Origin of the sequence: Clostridium sp. UBA4548 (assembly GCF_002387895.1) — a bacterium.
Classification (GTDB): domain Bacteria; phylum Bacillota; class Clostridia; order Clostridiales; family Clostridiaceae; genus Clostridium_J.
In genome coordinates, this window is sequence record NZ_DGLI01000044.1 from 357594 (window position 1) to 375708 (window position 18115).

Here is an 18115-nt window from a genome sequence, read left to right on the forward strand (position 1 = left end):
AAGAAGATATAGTGTTCATGCGGGTTTGAGGGTTTCTAGTAACATTTTCCCCTTTTAAAACACTAATAAATTGTACTATGTAGAATTGCTATGAACACTTGATAAAAAGGTTGTTAAATTATGAAGCCATGTGGTATCATTCCACATGACTTCATAATTTAATTCATTATTTCTTTAGCTATTTCTTTTACTCTTTCTATACTTAAACCAGTATTTTTTGCAACAATTTCACAACTAAGTCCATCTCTAAGAAAGTTCCTAGCTATATTTTCTTTTTCCTTTTCTGCTCCAATTCTCATACCTCTTTTTTCAACTTCTGGATCATAAAAACTCTTAAACATAGTTTCCACCTCCTTACTTAAACCATCATAATAATTATAATTACTTATAAAATAGTCGTTTAAATTCTTAATCACTACTAACATTTCACTATAGTCTTCTAAATTAATTTTATCACATCTATAGGCTTCACTGATAGCTTCAAGGGTGTTTTTTATTGTGATCAATATATGTTCATTTATCTTTTCTACCTTTGCCTTTTTTTCTTCTTCTGGTTCCTTGCTTTCCCTTAACCTTTCCATAAACCTTCTATAATTAAAAAGCTGTAGAGGATATAGCAGGTATTTATTTTCTTCATGCAACTTTTGAAGATCATACTCCCAATATTTTAGCACTTTTACTTCATAGTGAATGCCTTCTTTCTTTGGAAAATTAATTTCTAAAGTAATCTTATCTTCTAACCCCTTCTCTTTTTCTAAAACAATGAGATATGGTTCTGGAAAGTTAATAATTATAGTATTTTTGTCTAGCTCGGTAAAGTTTTTAACAGCTTTATCAAAGCCATATCTAAAAATCCTTATGCCCATGTCCTTTTCATATTTAGTTTGAAATTCAAAGGCATAATCATATAATTTATCTTTATAAGTAACTTCAATATATAAGTCTGCTCTAAAGCTTAAAAGACCATTATTTATATTTCTGTTTAGATTTTCCACATTGGGATAATAAACCTCTGCATCATCTCCAATATCATCACCATAAATAGAATTAAGAAAATCAATAATAGGCTTCTTATTTTTAAGGGTAAATAATCGCTTCATTATACTATCCATATCTAGGCATTTTCAAAAAATAAATAAGTCAGTATGTTTGTCTCTTTTGAGTTATACTGCGTCAACAGAACCCTTAGATAGCTCTACTATCTGCGGAGCCTGTTTCCTTGTCTAGCTCAAAATATCCTTCACATCTTTGACTTGTTATTTATTTTCAAATGCCTTAATGAAGTCTTTTTAGAATTATTATTTGTATCACTTTCATAATTTGAATCTTCTTCTCTAACTAAAGTTATTACATTACCGTGTTTTAAGTAATACATAAATTCACTTCCTTTCATTAAATATTATTGACTAAAAACTAAATTGTAAACATATGTTCGCACGTTTCTCAAAGAAAAATACAATATTTGTTTAATAAGATAAACTGGTTAAGATTACAATTTGCTTATTATCACTATGATTTTTTTAAATGATCTTATAAAAACAAATTTATTACAGATTTATGTATTACAAAATCCTACTTGGTAATAATTTAGAATGTTATCCAAAATTAATTTAAAGGTGAATATATGAGCAGTTATAGAATTTTAAATTGTGGTAGTTCTATGGAAAATTACTATATTTGTATTAATGAGAAAGTGGCAGGATTTACACAAAGAACTGCAGATGTAGGTGACACAATCTTTTTCTCGGTAAAATACAACAAAAAAATCTTTGCGGTGCTAAAGGAATTTTATCTGAGCATACAGATTACAAGCCTTGGGAGGATTCTCATAGATATGTTCAATGTTTTAAGGTTAAAAATATGGAATTTTGTACACCTTTTGATATTAGTATCTTAAAAGAGTATGGTGGAGCTTCAATTCTTTGAAATAAAGCACGTTACCTTGTAGAAAATCATTTTAATTTAAAGACATAATGAATCAAGAACATCCTGAATATTTTCTAAACACATGGGATGATGGTTGGTATCAAATAAAGTTGATATTAAAAAAATATTTAAAAGAAGACTTATTAGATTTTAATGAAAGCACTAATAAATTGTACAATATATAATTGCTATGAACACTTGATAAAAAAGTTGTTAAATTGATAAAAGCCATGTGGTATCTCTCCACATGACTTCATAATTTAATTATTATTTCTTTAGCTGATTCATTAACTTTCACTAAATTAATTCTGTTGTTGCTGTCACAATTTCAATATTATGTCCCTTAGAATAAGCTCCTTGCTCCTATTAATACTTAAGCCTTATTGGTGTAATAGAGTTTAGTGCTTTTTCATAACATTTAAAGTTTAAGTCAATGACTGTACTTATTTTAAGCTATCTAAAAGCTTTATAATATAGTTTGATGCTTCATGGATTTGTTGCTCATTTGTTATAGAAGCTTCTCCATCCCCCTGTTGATGTCCATAATCTCCAAAACCCCCATGGTTTCCACCTTTTATTTCTATGAACTCTGAATCCTTTGGCACAAGGTTTTTAGCTTCTTTTACCTTACTTAAATCTGCCACTTTATCATTACTTCCCCATAGAGACAACACCTTTAACTGGGTTGAAGTTAAATCTTTACTGCTTTGTGGATAGGAAGCTAATAAAACCAGCCCTTTTATTTTATCATGATCAAAGGCATAATCTGCTGCCATAACTCCACCTAAAGAATGACCTCCTATAACCCAGGTATTTATATCACTATACTTATTTATTATAGCATCTGCCTTATTAGGAGAAAGCACTGCTAGATTAAAGTTCATTTTAGCAATTACAACAGTATATCCCTTGGCAGCTACTTCTTTAGCTAAAGGAGCATAGGCTGAAGCCTCTACTTTTCCTCCTGGATAAAAAATAAACCCTATATTTTTATTCTTAGAAACTGGACTAAATATTATGTCACCATTTTCTTCTACAGTTACAAGAGAATCAGATTTCAAAGTGTTAAAAGCTAAAGAACTAGCTTTATAGTAAGAACTTACATAAATAAAAAAAGCTGAGACTATTACTGCTAAGAAAACACCAAATCCAAGAAAAATTTTAAACTTCAAAGACTTTTTTTCCTTCATTCCATTTCTCCTCGTATAATTAATTTTGACTATATATTTATATTATATATCTTCCATAAAGAGTAGGTAAGAATTTTTCAATAGTACTTTTGATTTTTTTATTAGTATATCTATATTTTATATATGAGCATCTCATATGCTAAGCAACTTATTTATGCGCTTTTAAAGCAGGCACTATATACCATAACAGTTTTGTATTTACCTTCATGCTTCTAGCAAGTTCTATAGGTTCTCATTGAATACTTTCTTCTTTAATTTCCTAAATTGTATTTTAAATTGTAGCATAGAGGCAAAACTTTGGTAATTTAGTGGAGATTTCTAACCTTTTACCTTTCTAAGGCATAGAGTTACTTTAATTCAGTTCATCTGCTACCAAAGTATTATCTATCAGCATTCCACTTATATTAACCCCTAAGTTTTCTAGCTCAGCTATGTCAATATAAATACATCTGCTGTTTATATCCTTTTTCTCACTTTCATCTTCTCTTAGAAGTCGTACACTAAAATTTCCTAGGCAATATTCTTTATGTCTAATAAGTCTTCCTAAGTCGTAAGGTTTATTTTCATCAAAGCAGCACTGATAGCCTAATTCTCTGCACTTTTTTATAAGCTTATTAAATAAGGATTTTATGTTAATTCTCAGAACATACCTTGCATTTTTATCTATAATCGCATCATAGTGATGTTTCCATTTTATTTCTCTATCCTTTGCCATGGTGTTCATGATTTCAAAGATTTTTTCTAGGTTGTTGAAGGTTATTTTATTGCTGCCACTGTAGCTTCTTGTTAGTGATGCTTTATTAAAAATTCTTTTTAAGTCCTCCTTAGCAGGCTTATTATCCTTTGATTTTTCTTCTGTAATAACTTGTTCACTTAATATAATTTCATTCTTTAGGTTTTTAATAGATTCTTTTTTATTGCTATAAATCTCCATAATTAACTCCCCCCTGTTATTTTAGAATTTATAATTAGGTTGTATATTGGTTTCAAAGGTGATAATGTATTTTATTCATCATGAGCAAACCTTAAAGGAACCAATGTAGGTTCCATGGATAAATTCAGTGTTGAATTTATTTCCCTTTATAATTAAACAAGCTGAAAGTTTTATCTATCCTCCACCTATGTAAATTTCCACATTTTATGGATAGCCTAAATATTTATAGTGCACTCAGCATGTCTATCTCTTTATAGAAACCACTTTTTAAAAGTAATAGTTTAGGTGATGTAGTGGTTTCTCTGTAGTAGTTTATTTTATTATTGTTGTAGTATATGTCAGGGGGTTGGTAGGGGGTGAAATTTATATCTTGAAAGAAACCTAAAACACTATAATACGAAGGTGGAGTAAGTGAACACCAACAAAACAAAGTATTCTTAGACTTCATATATAATAAAAAAACACCTGCCAAATGCCAAGCGTTTCCCTAATTATTAGATTTATTTTCATTATTTAGTAGTGACATCTAGTGCTTATTTCCATTGAAATATTTAATTTTAATTCAATATAAAGCCTAAAGCTGTATCCAGTTTATTCTCCAAATCATCTGGATACCAATGGCCTATACCATGATTAATAATATAATTGCAAGACCCTCCAAAGTTATTAAGAATTTCAATCATTTCTTCCACATCTTGCACTGGCGCATCTTTTCCCCCTTCCATAAATACCCACTTAATATGTTTTTCAGCAGCATTCTTGGCACTCTCAACTGTAAAAGACTTAGGTCTTTGAGAACACAATAAAATCGCACCTTTTATAGGAATTCTACCAGATAAGGACATATCTATAGCAGCATGAGCACCTCCTGAAAATCCCCCAATAATTATTTTCTCATGATCTATGGAATACTCCTGTGTTATTGAATCATAACATCTTTTTAACTCTTCTCTCATAGAGCTGTACATTTCAAAATTTTCAATATCAAATATATTTTCTTCCATTTCGTATTGAAAGTATAATTCTTTTATGTTCCAAACATAACTATTATGTGCAATTCTTTGTGATGATTGAGGACAAAGCACAATAAAACCTCTCTTAAGAAGAAATTCTGGCTCCCAAAACCTATTATGATATTCTGCATCCTCACCATCTCCATGCAAACTTATAAATAGAGGATATTGTTTTTCTTTAACATATCCCTGTGGAACATATACTTTGTATTTAAGTTCTGATTCTTTTTCAGCAGCTCTCCTTAAAAGGTCATTTTTAACTTTTAATTCCTTATATCTCAGGTTATTATTTAAAGGCCCAAATCTCCATAATGAACATATAAACCCGCTATTAATAAGACTTTCTATTATATCTAATGCTTCATCGTATAAATTACACCTAAAAAGAGCCCTAGCTTTATCTATCATAATGTTGTAAAAATTCCTTTTTATTTCATCCTCTGAAATAAGAATTTTAATGTTCTCTAGCATTTCTAAGGTTTCCTTATACTTTTCATCTCTATATAATTTAGAATAAACTCTCTCTACTTCCTCAAAACTTTTATATCTCATTTTTATCCCCCTCATTCTTTCCCTTGAATAAACCTTTATTACTTTAATTAATACTCTAAGATTTTCCCCTGTAAGTACCCTTAATGATTTTATCAGTTCAAAATCCATTTTATATCCATTGGTTCTATACATCTTGATTATACCTAATATTTTCTTAAATGGAAATTACTACTTAAATAATACTACTCTTTGAAAATTATTTACATATATACAATGTGACAAAATTAAAAGAATGCCCTATTTAGTGCTAGGCATTCTCCAATCTTTATAATAAATTCTTTAGTGCTTCTTTTTCATAATTAATTTCAGAACAGGTTCTAAATCCCATTCTTCTAAAGACCTCTAAGGGTGGGCACCAACCTTGAAGAGCATGCTGTAATAAGAATCCTCCCACTGCTCCTGCCCCTAAAAACCATTTCTTATTTACTGTAAAGCCCAAAGCTGTAGTTACAATAATAGCACTTGCGGCATTGGTTTCAAGGACTCTTTCAATATCCCATTCTGCTTCCAATTCTTTTAGCCTGTGTTTAATTTCATCTTTACTCCTATCTGCATAGCTTAAAACATTTTCTAAGGTTTCTTTCATAATTTTATTATTTATTTCCCTAGTAGTATGTAACTGCACTCTCTTCATTGTATGTGGAAAAATAGCTCTCATATATTTCCTCCTATATAGTTTTTTAGCTGTTAAAAATATTATTTGTTATAAAAATAATGTTTTTCCTAATAATATAAGGCTCTAGGGTAAAGACTTAATTTATAGCTGAGCCTACCTTGGCTCCCTTTGGACTTTTTCATAATGAATTATTTGCAAAAATTTAATTCATGATGAATAAGATGCTTTTATATCATGGATGCCTATATTGTTCTCTAAAATAAAAAATTATATTTATTAATCCTAATGAAAATAAATTACATGCACACTTTGCTAACAATCCCTAAACAAATTTTTTTAATATGGAATTTTCTTTTTAAGTGATGGTAGTTGAATATGCAAATCTATGTTAATATGTATTATAATATTAAAGAGAATGCAAAACATAATTAGATATATATAGCGAGTATCTTTATTGCATTTCATATATTATAAAAATTCTTGTGAGGTATTTTGTATATGAATAACAAATTGACTAAGGAAAACTTAGAAAAATTAAAAGAAGAATTAGATTATAGGCTTACGGTGAAAAGAGCTGAAATTGCCAAGGAAAAGATGGAAGCTGCTGCCCATGGTGATAGGTCTGAAAATGCAGAATATAAGGAAGCCTGTGCAAACTATAGAGAAAATGATAATAGGATTCAATATTTATTAACTATGATTTCAACCTCCACAGTAATAGATGAAACTTCTTTAGATAGCTCGGTTTTAGGGGTTAATAGAAAAGCTAAGGTTAGGTTTGTAGAGGATGATTTTGAAACTGATATTACCTTAACAACTACTTTGGATGCAGATCCAGAAAAGATGTTTATAAGTATAGAGTCAGATCTTGGAAAGGCCTTGGTTGGTAAAAAAGCTGGGGATGTAGTAGAGGTTAATGCTCCAGATGAAACCTATGAAGTGGAGATTTTAGAGCTACTGTAATGTTTTAAATGTAAATTATATTTAAGATTTTTAAAAGCTGTTTCAAAGGTATAGGAATTCCTTTTGAAACAGCTTTTATACTTAACTTCTCTGCTTTTCCTTGAAGCTAAAGGCATAGGAAACACTTATTTTATCATAAAATTACTGTGGTTCCTTTAAAATTCTTATAATAAAACTAAACTTTTTACTTACCAGTTGTAACTCCTTCAGTTAACTTCTTAAGACCTTCGCTATCTATTTCTCCTCTATTACTTGACCCTTTAGTACTGCCACCTCTCTGGTTTCGAGTAACAGCTTCTGTTTCTGATTTAATAACTTTATTAGCCTTTTTCATAAGAATATAACCTCCTAAGATAATTTGACTTACATCTATTATAATTTCATTAATTCAATTAATTATGTAAGAAATTTTACTATAGGATCATGCCCATGGTGGAGTTATCCTTTGTGGTTATCCTTGAAAGATTCTCTGATTTATACTTAGATTGAATACTTTTTAATGAACTTTCACTTTACTCTTTTGTAGCTACATACCTTTTGTAACCATCAGTAATATTGTACTTACTTCCTGTTCATACTTATTTCTAATTTAATCTTTAGATTTCTTCCCTGTAATTTCTTCAATTTCAATCTTAATAACAGCCACTCTTTTTAAGGCTGCTTCAGGAAACTTAAAATCAGCTTTTCCTGAATACTTTTCCATTATTGTATTTAAAGCTTCTGCTTTTTCAGTTAGATCCTCCACAAAATATGCTTTACCAAAGCCTATTACACTTAAATATTTCATAGACCAACCACAAGGATTTTCAGCTTTAACTACTTCGGTCTTTACATCCACTTCAAAACAAACCTTATTATTTTTCTTTAATATTTCAATCTTTTTACCTTCTAAGGCAGAATGAATATATAGATAGTTATCCTTATATCCAAAATTCATGGGTACAATGTAAGGTTTATTATCCTCACATAACCCAATTCTACATTCTAAAGCTTCTTTCATTATAGAGTTTATTACCTCTAAATCCTTAATTTCTTTTTCACTTCTTCTCATTTTTATTCCTCCCTATTTATAAATCATTGTGTTTGACAGAATCGCATAAGCATGTTTAACTTTAAGAGTTTCCTATGTTTTGTGATTCTATATAATTAACCATAATCTTTAACAACAATTCCCCCAAAACAGAAAATATGAACTTTTCTCATTTTCAAATTGACTGCTGTTTAACATAATATTACAATGAAACTGTACTCATTATAAGTGCCAATTTATGATAATTTAAGGGTGCCAGTTTATAAGGGGAGTGATACTATGATGGTGCTAGATGAAAATTCATCAGAAACTTTATGTGTTCAAATATATAATAAGATAAAGGAAGAAATTCTATCTGGAAATCTATCTGTGGGTAGCAATCTTCCCTCTACTCGTACTCTTGCAAAGTCCTTAAATGTAAGCAGAAACACTGTAGAAGCAGCTTATCAACAGCTTTCTTCTGAAGGGTATATTAAAAGTAAACCTTGTAGTGGATATATTGTTGAAGAAATTCATAACTTAGAAATTACTGCTTCTGAAGTAAAAAGTAATAAACCTAATATGGATTACACGCCAGAGGCAAGCTTTAACAAAGCTAATGAGGAAACTTATTTATATGATTTTAAATATGGAGCTCTAAGTTCTGGGAATTTCCCTTTAAATACTTGGCGTAGGCTTACAAATCAATGTCTTTCCTCAGTTAGTGCTGAGAAAATATTGTATTACAATGACCCTAAAGGTGAAGTTGAATTAAGAGTTGAAATAATGAAATATTTAAGCAAATCTAGAGGAGTTCACTGCAGTCCTAAGGAAATTATCCTTTGTGCAGGTGTACAAAACTGTGTGGAGCAATTATCCGTGCTATTTAGAGAACACTCAAAAAAAGTGGCCTTTGAAGAACCTGGGTATATTGGCTCAAGAGATGTGTTTATTAATAACTCCTATGAAATAATTCCTATTCCAGTAGAGGAAGATGGACTTGATCTTGAAAAATTAGAAGCTAGTGATGGAAAAATAGTCTATGTAACTCCCTCTCATCAATACCCAACTGGTGCTGTAATGCCTATTCAAAAGAGGTTAAAGCTTCTAGATTGGGCAAAAAGAAAGGATGGAATAATAATAGAAGATGACTATGATAGTGAATTTAGGTATAATTCTAAACCTATTCCCTCCATACAAAGCATTGACTCTAATGGACAAGTAATATATATTGGAACCTTTTCAAAATCCCTTGCTCCAAGTCTCAGGATGAGTTATATGGTGCTCCCAGAGAAATGGATTAAGAAATATGATAAAGTCTTTGGAAGCTACAGCTGTCAGGTACCTTGGATGCAACAAAAGGTCCTTGAAGAATTTATGTCCTTAGGCCATTGGGATAGCCACTTACGAAAAATAGTCCATTCTTATAAAAAGAAGCATGACACATTAATTCAGGGTATTAATACTCAAATGGAAAACAAAGTTGTTGTTCATGGCAAAAACGCAGGACTTCATATACTGCTGGAGTTTGAACATGGATTAACAGAAATAGAAGCAATAAACAAAGCTAAAGAGGTTGGGGTTAAGGTATACCCTGTAGGACCCTATTTTATAAATCCCAATAACTATAAAAATAATATGGTATGCATTGGCTTTAGCGGTATGAGTGAAGAATCCATCCTTCAGGGGATAGCTCTTCTTAAGGAAGCATGGTTTAATAAGTAATTCTACTTAGAAAATAAAACATAAAATACTAACACCTTCCACTTAGAGGTGAATGTTTAATTAGCCCAAAATGCTAAAGTGTTAACTAATATTAAGTTAATACTTGAAGCTGCAGACGCATCTCTGGACAACATTGTTAAAGTAATCTATCATCATTGGAAATTGGATGACTTTGCTGAGTATAATAACTCGTATGAGAACTTTTTTAATGAACCATTACCAGTTAGAACAACTGTAGGAAGTAATCTTTGTGATGTTAAAAAAGTTGAGATAGATGTGATTTCAGAAATTTAGGAAGAAAACAAATATCTACTATAATTATTAATTTAACAGAGCCCTGTGGTAACCTGCCACAGGGCTTCTAATATTAACTTCTTTATCTATTATAGTTTTTACTTTTAAATAAGGTATTTTTCAGTTCTTTTTCTCCATTTCTACACACAATTAATCCTAATGTTTTCATAAAGATATTTTTAACTGTTAACTCCCTAATCAAAGTATATATCGCTAAATTCTATGGACATGGCCTGCACTATACGTTCATCCCCAGATATCAACTCATAGTTTATTGAACAGCTTACTTCTTTCTCTACAGATGAGGGCTTAACTACAGGGAGTAAGATTGTAAAAGTGCTTCCTTTTCCAGGTGAACTTATTAATGATATTTCCCCCTCCAATGCCTCCAAAAGCAGTTTAACAAGGTGTAGTCCCAAGCCCGTACCCTCTGCCTGACGTGAAAGACTTGTGTCTACTTGACCAAACCGATGAAAAATAATTTTCTGCTTTTCAACAGGTATTCCAATACCTTCATCCTTTACACTTATACTAATATAATCTTGGTTATTGAGGTTCTTTACTGAAAGCATCACGGTTATATTCTTCCCCCTTGGGGTAAACTTCATTGCATTGGCAAGTAGATTTAGCATTATACGCTCAAATTTTTCCTCGTCTATGTAAATTTCCTTTTTTGTGAGTTCAGTTACAAAGGTTAGGTTTATCTGCTTTTGCTTTGCATAAGCCTCCACAGAATTAACTATGAACCCTGATACATGCACAATATCAATACAGTGGTTATTTACTTTTATATGACCTGAGTTTAATCTTGTAATATCAAGTAAGTTATTTACTAATCTTAACTGTCTGTATGTATTTATCTTTATCATATTCAGGTATTTCCCAAGTCTTTCATTTACATCAGTCTTAAAAACACTATTAATTGTCTGAAGCACCGAGCTTATAACTGTTATTGGGGTTTTAAACTCATGAGTTATTAGATATATAAACTCATCTTTCACCTTCATTGCCGCTTCAATAGTTTCTCTTTTTTCCTGTTCCACCTTTATTAGAGCTTCTTGTTGCTTCTTTATTTCCCTCTGTTGCTCTACTCTATTAGAAATATCCTGCATAACACAGGCAAATTGTCCCTGCTTTGGTGAAAAGACTTTAATATTAAAATGTCCATTTAAATTTTCGAAAAATCCCTCATAGTTAACTGGTTCACCTGTGTTTGCAACCTTTCCAAAGGTATTGATCCAATGGCTAGGAAAAAGCTGAATGCTCTCACCTGTATTTCCTATAATAGCTTCACTATTTAGTCCCATAATATTTTCTAATGCCGGATTTGTTGCCAGATAGAGATAATCTACTGGATTACCTAAATCATCAGAAATAATTTCAGCCAGAAAAAAACCCTCGTTCATATGCTCAAACAAGGTTCGGTATTTCCCTTCACTCTCCCTAAGTCTATCTTTATACTGAACTTGCTCAATGATATCAGCTGCCTGCCTCGCTAATACATCCAAGAGCCTAAGGTCTCTTTTAGAAGGTTCATGCTGTTTTGACCAGTGTGTGGATATGGTTCCAATCATTTTACCATTGCGAGAATAAAGTGGAGTTGTCTGAACTGCATGAATACCTGTTTGTAGATATATTTCTAAATCTTCTGTTCCTTCCATGAAATCACACTGCTCTACGTTTGGCGCTATAACCCGCTGTCCAGTACGCAATGCTTCACCGCAGGTAGAGCCAGCATCCTCTGCATATACCCATTCCCAAAACTTTGCTGCCTTAAGATTAAATCCACGAAAAGCTAGAAGTTGAAGCTTATCACCTTTTATCTTATCAGTATGTAACATCTGCATGCTTGCATATTCTGAATCCATTATTTTAATTGCTGCATCCATAATTTCTTCATATAATGTCTGTATGTTATCCCCACAAATAAGTTTCATACTTATATTCTGAAGTAACTTTGCATCCTCAAGGTCAGCTTCAAGCCGCTTTTTATTATCTCTTAGTTCCTCCACAAAGGGATGAAGTAATATCCCCTGTTCAAAATTTATACTTTCGTGTCCTGGTTTAGATAAATCCTTATCAGAATCTTCTTTGCCAGCATCTATAAGATTCAAAACTATCCCCCCTTATTATTTGTACAATAATATTAAACCTACTAGAAAATGTTAATCAATTTTCTGTTTATATTCTAAAGTTATAGCTATTAGAATCTTACAGAAATCATACTCATTATGAATAATACCTAATTACACAATAGTTAGATTATACTCCAAAACTTTACATCCATCTATAAGAACTATAATAAATCTTACGTTTCATAAAAATTTACAGCAATTTATAATATATATCAAATAAATTCAAGGAAACATTTTACCATATTGAAATATCTATCTTCTATTACAATTCATTATATTAATGGTTATTATAGGCTAAACTTACTTTAGGATAATAATATTGTCCAATGAAGGTGCCCTTGTATCAGTAGAGGGGATAGTGCATGTAAAACTAAAAGTAGCAATGAGTTTCATAGAATAACATTATCATGACTGTAAGTAAATTAAACCCCTAGAATTTCTAAAAATCCTAGGGGTTTTAATTATTTCTCGAAAAGAATACTTATTTCATTAAGTCTTCTTCACCTTTTCTATCCTTATCAGTTCTTTTACGCTTTTTTACGCATTCTGTCAGTAAATATTCTATTTGCCCATTGATGGATCGAAAGTCATCCTCAGCCCAAGCTGCTAGCTCATTCCAAAGACTTGGTGATAGTCTTAATAAAACCTGTTTCTTATCTTTTTCTTTTGACTTCTTATCCACTATCTCTCAAGCCCTCTTCCTAATTATTATTTTAACATCCTTTTGGAAGCTTCAAGTCTGCCATCTTCTATGGTGCCTGCTTAGCAGTCTTGCAGTTGCTCAGCCTAAATAAGTTGCTTTGGCGTAACAAAGACAGTTTGTTCACAAATATCCATTTGTTTAGTCTAAATCTGCTTCCAAAGTTTTAACAAAATGAACACGTGATTTCTTAATAAATTGAACCACTATTTACTATTGGCTGTGCATCCTTGTTTCCACAAAGTACTACTAGTAGGTTACTTACCATAGCTGCTTTTCTTTCATCATCTAATTCAACTATATCATTTTCACTAAGCTGATTCAAAGCCATTTGAACCATACCTACTGCACCTTCTACAATTTTTTGTCTTGCAGCAATGATAGCAACTGCTTGTTGACGTTGTAACATAGCTGAAGCTATTTCTGGTGCGTAAGAAAGATGTGTAATACGAACTTCTAAAACTTCCAGTCCTGCAATATCAACCTTTTCTTGTAATTCTCTTTGCATAATAGAAGCAACTTCTTGACTGCTACCACGTAAAGATTTTTCATTGTTATTTTCATTCTCTTGTCCAGCTTCATTAGTATCATAAGGATAGCATCTTGCCACATTACGAATTACAGAATCACACTGAGTAGAAATATAGTTTTTGTAGTTATCTACATTAAATACTGCCATAGAAGCATTTTTTACCTTCCATATAACAACAGCCCCTATTTCAATTGGGTTACCAAGTTCATCATTAACCTTTTGTTTTCTATTCTCAAGAGTTATTGCTTTTAAAGAGATTTTTTTACCAACAGTATCATGAGTCATATTTTCATGGTCTTTATTCCCAGCAGTTTGATTTGGTGTAACGCCTACATGTTTTGCAGTTGGATTTATACCAGTACAGAAAGGGTTTACCCAATAAAAGCCCTCTTTTTTTAATGCTCCTTTATATTCTCCAAACAAGGTTAAAACTAAAGCTTCATTTGGATTTATTACCTTAAGTCCAAAAAGCATTATAAATGCAGTAAAAATAACAACAATTGATAATAATATAATACAAACTCCAAGGGCTGTATTATTTTCTACCACAAGGCTAGCACTTAGTATAAGAGCAGCTATTGCTAATATAATTATTGCCATATTTCCAATGAGCATCCCCATACCACTTCTTGCTTGCATTTCTTTTTCTTCATAAAGGATTTTCTTATCCTCCATAACCATTCACTCCCCTAAAAATATTGATATGATATCAAATCGATATCATATTAATATTTTACATCTCTTTCAATATATTTACAATAGTTTTTATACATTTTCTTATCAGCTAGATTTATTAGTGCTGTAGCTGTTTTGCATAAATTATTATCATATTCTGATATACCAAAGCTCACATCAAATTTATAGGGTAGTATCTTTATTTTACTTTGATAAAATAGTTGATTGTAAAATTGCATGATTATTCAGATAAAATAACACATTTTCTTTTTAGAAAAAGGGTTTTTATACAACACATAGAATATATTAAGAAATTTATTAGAATAAGGGGTTATTTTGTATTAATAACAGAGATTATATATTAACTTCATTTGAATTTTTGGGGGGATATCATGAAATACGAACTAACAGATCTTGTAGATATTAATCAGCTCAGAAAGTTGTTAGATAGCTTTTATCAAGCAACTAATATTGCTTCTGGAATCGTTTCAAGAGATGGTACTATTCTCACCTCAACAGGTTGGAGAGATATGTGCACAAAATTTCATAGAGTAAATCCTAACTCTAAACTCCTATGTATTGAAAGTGATGTATTCATCCTAGAAAAGCTGAAAAATAAAGACATTATTGTGGATTATAAATGCAAAAATGGGTTGATAGATATCGGAACACCTATTGTAGTAGATGGAATTTTTCTCGCCACTATCTTTAGTGGTCAAATTTTTTTTGAAAAACCAGATAAAGAATTTTTTCGAATGCAAGCAAAAAAATTTGGTTTTGATGAAGAAGCTTACCTAAAAGCTTTAGATGAGATCCCAATTGTTAATAAAGAAGAACACGAAAAAATCCTTATTTTCCTTAAACACCTCTCAGAAATGGTTGGGGAATCAGGTTTGCGCCAATTAAAAATTCTAGAATCACAAAAACAACTTATGCTTTCTGATGAGCGATATGAACTTGCGCTAAAGGGTTCTAATGATGGAATGTGGGATTACAAAATCAAAGATGGTACTTTTTATGCTTCAGATAGATTTCTTCAGATCTTAGGTTATACAAAATCTGAATTTAACCTTTACTTCCCCAATTATAAGGAATTTATTCACCCTGAAGATAGAGATGATTTCGTAAAAGAATTATCCTACCACTTCCAAGGGCATAATAGACACTTTATACAAGAGGTTCGAATTAAAGCTAATTTCAATAACTATAAGTGGGTTTTAATTCGTGGGGCTGCTATATGTAATGATGAAAATGTTCCTTTAAGAATGGCTGGTTCTTTAACAGATCTATCTTGCCGAAAAAATGCTGAAGAACAATTAAAGAAAGTACAAACTTTTTCTAAAACCATAATCGATAATGCAAATGTTATAATTTGTGTTTGGAACCAAGATGGTTTTCTAGTTCAATTTAATAAATATGGAGAAAAGCTTTCAGGGTATTCTGCTAAAGAAGTTTTAGGTTATAACTGGAGAAATACTATCTTTGAAGAAGAAGATGGCAATGAAATATTAAACTACATTCGTTCACTAAGTCCGGAGATAATCTCAACACAAATAGAAAAATCTTTTGTTAATAAGCATGGCTCGCTGGTTACTATACTTTGGAATACTCAAATAATAAAAGATGAAGAAGGCACTATTAAAAATGTTATTGGTATTGGCTTAGATATAACAAAAAGAAAAAATGAAGAGAAAATCTTAACAGAATTTTTTGCAAATATCTCTCATGAGCTGAAAACCCCATTGAATATAATATTTTGCTCAATACAATTAACTGATTTATATAATAAAAATTCACCTAATGATAATAACCTTCAATTTTTAAATTGCAAAAAAAGTATAAAGCAAAATTGTTATAGATTACTGAGATTAGTGAATAATCTCATTGATATTACTAAACACGATGCAGGCTTTTTAGAACTGAGTATGGGAAAGTGTAATATTGTTAATTTACTAGAGGATATTTCGCTTTCTGTAATACCATACATTCAAAACAAAGGATTAGAGTTGGTTTTTGATACAGATATTGAAGAAAAAATTATGTATTGTGATCCTGATAAAATAGAAAGAATTGTATTAAATTTACTTTCAAATGCAATTAAATTTAGCAGTGCACCTGGAATAATTTGTATATATTTAAAAGACATGGGAGATTTTATTTCCTTTTCTGTGAAAGACACAGGTATAGGAATTAAAGAAGATCAGCTTGATATCATATTCGAACGTTTTAAACAGGTAAATAAATCTTTTACAAGGGAACAGGAAGGTAGCGGTATTGGATTATCTCTTGTAAAAGCTCTTGTAGAACTTCATAATGGTTCTATTGAGGTTAATAGCAGCTATGGAAAAGGTAGTGAATTTATAGTTAACCTTCCTTCTAACATGAATTTCTGCCCTAATAAAGCTGAAACTTTAAATGATAAGCATATAAGCCAGCATTCTAATGCAGAAAAAGTAATCATAGAGTTTTCTGATATTTATTTTACTTAACATATAACTTGTATGTTTTATTAACTTTAAGACTAATTTACTAATAATATAATTGTTTTTATAGATAAATTTCTTTTCAAATATATCTTTGCTTATTATTATAAATTAAAACCCCTAGGATCTCTAAAAATCTTAGGGGTTTTAACCTATTCCACATAAAGAACACTTTTCTTATTAAGTCTTCTTCGTCTTTTTTATCCTTTTGAGTTCCTTTGCACTTTTTACACATTCTGTCAGTAGCTATTCTATTTGCCCATTAATGGATTGAGTTTAGTTTTCTTTCCAAGTAACTATATATTTTAGCTTACCAGCCTGAACCTCTGGCTTTGACTTTATCCATTGACCAGTTATTCCAAGTTCCCTTGCTGCTAGTTCAAAATGGCACATTGCAATACCCATGTCTATGTTTTGAATTTTAATTCCACTAAAGGTATTGTTATACTTTTCATCTTCCTCTAAGAAAATATGATATAACCCCTGAGAGTCTTTAATAATTCTCCAAGGCTGTTTATTGGATGCAGAAGGAGCTAATCTCAAGGCTTCTAATACCTTACTGTATGATCCTATGGTGTCTAAATTTAATGAAGTGTTAAAGTTATTTTCAAAAAATAACACTTCAGGGTTTTTCCTCTTTTTAGCCCCTACTAAGGTCCTGATGAAATTTTCTTTTAAAGTTCTTTTATCAGCAGTATAACCTATAGGAGTGATGCAAGGTAACAGCTCTTCACCAGATAGGTTTACTTGTTTTGCAAAGCCACCTCTATTAAAGGTTCCTCCAAGCCAGCAAGTTCCAAGGCCTAACTCCGAAGCCTTAAGAATTAACTTTTCCATGCAGTAGCCAAAATCCTCCATAGCATATTCTCCCGGTTTAACAACCCCTACAATATAACTTGTTGCCCCACTTATCATGCCATAGGTAATTAGTGATTTTAACTCCGCTTTATCGTGTTCTGAAGCATCAATAAGATGGAAGGTAACTTCATTGCCCATGGGACCTTTTTTATTTTCTTCTATAAAAGTTTTAATAATGTCTAGTTTTTCCTTTTCAATTGGTTTGTCTATATAATTTCTTACAGAGTACCTTGACTCTATGGTTTTCATTACATTATTCATAAATAATAACTCCTCTTAATTTCTTATTTGTATAGATAAACAAGCTTAAAACTATATATATCTTTCAATATTGTTATTCCTTGATATTAATAGAAACTTAGATAATTACATTAGTTGAGCTTGACAACAATTAATATTTTTTTGTAAAAAGAACTGCTATTTTTTGTCCCTATCTTTTTTGAGAAACTACTTCTTGAAAGATATAAATTAAACGTTGAAGTGTTTCTCTATAGGGTTCCTTGGCGAATG

17 protein-coding genes and 1 pseudogene are annotated in these 18115 nt (G+C 30.9%); 5 read left to right on the forward strand and 13 right to left on the reverse strand.

Going from position 1 to position 18115, the window contains the following annotated elements:
• Positions 1–158 precede the first annotated feature (158 nt).
• Both B3040_RS17020 and B3040_RS17025 read right to left on the reverse strand, forming a co-directional pair.
• Entirely contained in the window at positions 159–1100 is a 942-nt protein-coding gene (locus B3040_RS17020; RefSeq protein WP_291575963.1) for a hypothetical protein, read from the reverse strand.
• A 140-nt stretch (positions 1101–1240) separates the two neighbouring features.
• Positions 1241–1375 (reverse strand): hypothetical protein, encoded by a 135-nt coding sequence (locus B3040_RS17025; protein WP_291575965.1) that lies wholly within the window; start codon positions 1373–1375, stop codon positions 1241–1243.
• A 249-nt stretch (positions 1376–1624) separates the two neighbouring features.
• On the opposite strand from B3040_RS17025, the gene B3040_RS17030 reads away from it, so the two are divergent.
• Positions 1625–1897 (forward strand): hypothetical protein, encoded by a 273-nt coding sequence (locus B3040_RS17030; protein WP_291575967.1) that lies wholly within the window; start codon positions 1625–1627, stop codon positions 1895–1897.
• 472 nt (positions 1898–2369) lie between these two features.
• On the opposite strand, the gene B3040_RS17035 is transcribed toward B3040_RS17030, so the two are convergent.
• The 4 genes from B3040_RS17035 to B3040_RS17050 all read right to left on the reverse strand — a co-directional run bounded on the left by B3040_RS17035 (position 2370) and on the right by B3040_RS17050 (position 6273).
• Complete coding sequence (locus B3040_RS17035) at positions 2370–3116, reverse strand: alpha/beta hydrolase (protein WP_291575969.1); 747 nt, start codon at positions 3114–3116, stop codon at positions 2370–2372.
• 352 nt (positions 3117–3468) lie between these two features.
• Positions 3469–4050, reverse strand: a complete 582-nt coding sequence (locus B3040_RS17040) for a hypothetical protein (protein WP_291575971.1) — start codon at positions 4048–4050, stop codon at positions 3469–3471.
• Positions 4051–4607: 557 nt separating this feature from the next.
• The gene (locus B3040_RS17045) at positions 4608–5615 is read right to left on the reverse strand and encodes a hypothetical protein (RefSeq protein ID WP_291575973.1); all 1008 of its coding nucleotides are present in this window, start codon (positions 5613–5615) and stop codon (positions 4608–4610) included.
• Positions 5616–5880: 265 nt separating this feature from the next.
• A complete protein-coding gene (locus tag B3040_RS17050; protein ID WP_291575976.1) occupies positions 5881–6273 on the reverse strand; it encodes a YgaP family membrane protein in 393 nt (130 codons plus the stop codon).
• 456 nt (positions 6274–6729) lie between these two features.
• Between B3040_RS17050 and B3040_RS17055 the strand changes: the two genes are divergently transcribed.
• Positions 6730–7194, forward strand: a complete 465-nt coding sequence (locus B3040_RS17055) for a GreA/GreB family elongation factor (RefSeq protein ID WP_291575977.1) — start codon at positions 6730–6732, stop codon at positions 7192–7194.
• Between the two features lie 184 nt (positions 7195–7378).
• Here B3040_RS17055 and B3040_RS17060 read toward each other — a convergent pair whose 3' ends face one another.
• Both B3040_RS17060 and B3040_RS17065 read right to left on the reverse strand, forming a co-directional pair.
• Positions 7379–7528 carry a hypothetical protein gene (locus B3040_RS17060; RefSeq protein WP_291575979.1) on the reverse strand — a complete coding sequence of 50 codons (150 nt, stop codon included), beginning with the start codon at positions 7526–7528 and terminating at the stop codon, positions 7379–7381.
• Positions 7529–7783: 255 nt separating this feature from the next.
• Entirely contained in the window at positions 7784–8245 is a 462-nt protein-coding gene (locus tag B3040_RS17065; RefSeq protein ID WP_291575981.1) for a pyridoxamine 5'-phosphate oxidase family protein, read from the reverse strand.
• Between the two features lie 258 nt (positions 8246–8503).
• On the opposite strand from B3040_RS17065, the gene B3040_RS17070 reads away from it, so the two are divergent.
• Entirely contained in the window at positions 8504–9928 is a 1425-nt protein-coding gene (locus B3040_RS17070; protein WP_291575983.1) for a PLP-dependent aminotransferase family protein, read from the forward strand.
• A 75-nt stretch (positions 9929–10003) separates the two neighbouring features.
• Positions 10004–10222, forward strand: a pseudogene (locus tag B3040_RS17075) (RidA family protein); the annotation flags it as partial.
• 194 nt (positions 10223–10416) lie between these two features.
• Here the strand turns inward: B3040_RS17075 and B3040_RS17080 are convergent.
• The 4 genes from B3040_RS17080 to B3040_RS17095 all read right to left on the reverse strand — a co-directional run bounded on the left by B3040_RS17080 (position 10417) and on the right by B3040_RS17095 (position 14503).
• Positions 10417–12336, reverse strand: a complete 1920-nt coding sequence (locus B3040_RS17080; RefSeq protein WP_291575985.1) for a sensor histidine kinase — start codon at positions 12334–12336, stop codon at positions 10417–10419.
• Positions 12337–12838: 502 nt separating this feature from the next.
• On the reverse strand, positions 12839–13039 hold the full coding sequence (locus B3040_RS17085; protein ID WP_291575987.1) for an Arc family DNA-binding protein: 201 nt from the start codon (positions 13037–13039) through the stop codon (positions 12839–12841).
• A 208-nt stretch (positions 13040–13247) separates the two neighbouring features.
• Positions 13248–14270 (reverse strand): SPFH domain-containing protein, encoded by a 1023-nt coding sequence (locus B3040_RS17090; protein ID WP_291575989.1) that lies wholly within the window; start codon positions 14268–14270, stop codon positions 13248–13250.
• Positions 14271–14314: 44 nt separating this feature from the next.
• Complete coding sequence (locus B3040_RS17095) at positions 14315–14503, reverse strand: hypothetical protein (protein ID WP_291575991.1); 189 nt, start codon at positions 14501–14503, stop codon at positions 14315–14317.
• Positions 14504–14656: 153 nt separating this feature from the next.
• Between B3040_RS17095 and B3040_RS17100 the strand changes: the two genes are divergently transcribed.
• Positions 14657–16753 (forward strand): PocR ligand-binding domain-containing protein, encoded by a 2097-nt coding sequence (locus B3040_RS17100; RefSeq protein WP_291575993.1) that lies wholly within the window; start codon positions 14657–14659, stop codon positions 16751–16753.
• A 270-nt stretch (positions 16754–17023) separates the two neighbouring features.
• Here the strand turns inward: B3040_RS17100 and B3040_RS17105 are convergent, their stop codons facing one another.
• Positions 17024–17866 carry a nitroreductase family protein gene (locus B3040_RS17105; protein WP_291575994.1) on the reverse strand — a complete coding sequence of 281 codons (843 nt, stop codon included), beginning with the start codon at positions 17864–17866 and terminating at the stop codon, positions 17024–17026.
• Positions 17867–18115: the final 249 nt, after the last annotated feature.